At 40.1% G+C, this 2,340-nt stretch carries 4 protein-coding genes; all 4 read right to left on the reverse strand.

The genetic code is table 11. From position 1 onward, the window contains the following. Window positions 1–113 precede the first annotated feature (113 nt). The 4 genes from AK965_RS20980 to AK965_RS20165 all read right to left on the reverse strand — a co-directional run bounded on the left by AK965_RS20980 (window position 114) and on the right by AK965_RS20165 (window position 2,016). Window positions 114–242, reverse strand: coding sequence for a DUF3265 domain-containing protein (locus AK965_RS20980; protein ID WP_072609596.1), 129 nt, complete (start codon window positions 240–242; stop codon window positions 114–116). Continuing rightward, window positions 230–745, reverse strand: a complete 516-nt coding sequence (locus AK965_RS20150) for a GNAT family N-acetyltransferase (protein WP_099081251.1) — start codon at window positions 743–745, stop codon at window positions 230–232. Before AK965_RS20150 ends, AK965_RS20980 begins: the two co-directional genes overlap by 13 nt. 133 nt (window positions 746–878) lie before the next feature. After that, the gene (locus AK965_RS20155; RefSeq protein WP_099081249.1) at window positions 879–1,358 is read right to left on the reverse strand and encodes a hypothetical protein; all 480 of its coding nucleotides are present in this window, start codon (window positions 1,356–1,358) and stop codon (window positions 879–881) included. A 154-nt stretch (window positions 1,359–1,512) separates the two neighbouring features. Continuing rightward, complete coding sequence (locus AK965_RS20165) at window positions 1,513–2,016, reverse strand: GNAT family N-acetyltransferase (RefSeq protein ID WP_099081250.1); 504 nt, start codon at window positions 2,014–2,016, stop codon at window positions 1,513–1,515. Window positions 2,017–2,340: the final 324 nt, after the last annotated feature.

Below are 2,340 nucleotides of genomic sequence, written 5' to 3' on the forward strand. Positions count from 1 at the left end.
GATTAAAATAAAACCCACAAAAGCAAAAAGTGAAACCCGTACAATTTTCTCTACTTTCGTATATTCCTTTGCATACTCCATATGCCGAAATTCCTCTGAAAACTAACGCCCAGTTAAGGGGTGAAGCACGCAATGACCAAGCCGCTGCATGGCACTTCAACACCTAAATCAACGCATACCAAAAATGCCACGCGTGCTGAATCCCTCTTGAACTGTTTGTTATGTGAATTTATGCCTCTGATATATAAACACTTACTTCACGATCTTTACCTTGCATGCGGTTTGTCTGATCGCCTACGTATTTTACACCGAGCTTTTCAATGACTGATTTTGAACGCTCATTTCCAACTAAATGCATTACTTTTAACCTTGTTAACCCATAATGCTTTTTTGAAAATGAAATCAAAACCTTAGATGCTTCTGTAGCATAACCACAGCCCCAGTAAGGAACGCCTAACCAATAGCCCAGAATACCCAAACCATTTTCCAGTTTTGGAAAACTAATAGCACCAATAAGCTCAGAACTCTCTTTTAGGACAATGGCATAGACAATACCTTTACCACTTAAAAACAACTCAGTATGTGTACGAATCCAATTTTCAGCATCACTAACTGTATATGGATACGGAATATTTGCCGTCATTTCTGATATTTGCTTGTCGCCAGCCAACTCTGAAACACGCCCAGCGTCAGACATAGAAAATGGTCGTAATATTAGTCTTTCACTTTCAATTGCTTGCTGCATAATTTCCCTATTCACATAACGCCTTGTTAATTGGTGAAAAAACGCTGCCACCAAACCTAGCATGACCACCTTAACCACTAAAGCTGACTATTACAAAAATGCCGAGCGTTTTTGAATCCAGTTGAACAATTTGTTAGCTTTGTTCTTTGAGCTTGAATGCTGAGATAGCTCGATTACAGTTGTCTACTACCCCATCTTTGTTTCGGGTTACTAAGGTGTCATTATTTAGTTGCAATACTTCTTGTTCGGAGTGCAATAATGAGGGCTGATTAACAGCTTCTTTTATTACGTTAAGCTCTTTCTCTGCTTTAGAATTTTTTGGGATAACCTCTACGCTCGTAATATTTGTTGTTAGTACGTCACCATTTAAGGACCATGAGCCATCGATGAATAAGTCAAATTCAACGGTATTGCGATGAGAGTCAGCCTCAGTTATTGAGTGTGCAACACCTTTAAACTTTCCATCGGGCGAATAGATACTAACAGCATCAAGCCATGATACGGGTAGTGAAGTGCTACACTTCCATACTCCGAGCAATTGATTCGTATTTGCTGAAGAGGCAAACGTGGTTACAGTTAAAGTAACAAACAAAAGAGCTCGACTAATATTCATAACATTCCTTGTATTTGAAGATTATTTTGATGAAAGCTAACGCCCTGTTAAGGGGTGAGCAACGCAATACCGATGCCGCCGCATGCCACCTTAATCACTAAAACCAACGCATAGTAAAAATACCACGTGTTGCGAATCCCTCTTGAACAGTTTGTTAGGTGCGAACCAATTTTGACATATAGTATTCGTCCACATATTGTCCATCGACTTTCAAAGAGTTACGCTTTGTACCCTCGATTTCAAAACCGTTATTACGGTAAAGATTTAACGCTCTTTCATTGTGGCACATTACTGTTAACTCAAGCCTTGTGAACTCATGTTCTACAGCCCAAGATTCGAGACTTTTGAGAAGCTGTTTTCCATAACCTCGCCCAGAGACTGATTGCTTAATACCAATAACACAATACATTGAGTGGCAATTTCGATTAGCTGTGTTCCCAATACCAGCAACAAAACCAAAAGCTTCATGATCATCTGAAACAATGAACATGACCTTTGAGTTATTTTCAGAAAAAGATTCGAGGATCGTCACCTGTTGTTCGAGAGTAGTTTTACGCTCACCCTCTTCTAGCATCATAAATTTCGATTCACGATCTAGCTGATACATGAGATCTAATACTGCTTGAGCGTCACTCGCTCGTACTTCCCTGATTTGCATAGAACTTCCTATTTTCCTCTTAGCACCTAACGCGCAGTTAAGGTGTGAGAGACGCAGATGCACCCTAACCTAAAATAAACTCTGATAAATCCGTGCCTATTTGGGCACTAAAACTCCAATGCGTTTCGAATCGCCTTGAACGTCTTGTTATTCCGCAACTAAAGTCGCCTATGTTGACGACTAACTCTTTGATATGAAGTGAATTTTTCGGCATTCAGGCAAAAATCGAAGCCGAAGTATTTGGCAGCTCACTACCTTAAATCGCTTTAGCGTCACTCTTTAATTGCTGCGCCATATTAAGGTGCGCGTAAAGCGCTTTAAGGG

Source organism: Vibrio sp. PID17_43 (assembly GCF_002608565.1).
Taxonomy (GTDB): domain Bacteria; phylum Pseudomonadota; class Gammaproteobacteria; order Enterobacterales; family Vibrionaceae; genus Vibrio.

What these genes read in the sequence shown, in the direction of transcription:
- AK965_RS20155 (WP_099081249.1), bottom strand. Translation starts at nt 1,358, where the DNA reads ATGAATATTAGTCGAGCTCTTTTGTTTGTTACTTTAACTGTAACCACG.
- AK965_RS20165 (WP_099081250.1), bottom strand. Translation starts at nt 2,016, where the DNA reads ATGCAAATCAGGGAAGTACGAGCGAGTGACGCTCAAGCAGTATTAGAT.
- AK965_RS20150 (WP_099081251.1), bottom strand. Translation starts at nt 745, where the DNA reads ATGCAGCAAGCAATTGAAAGTGAAAGACTAATATTACGACCATTTTCT.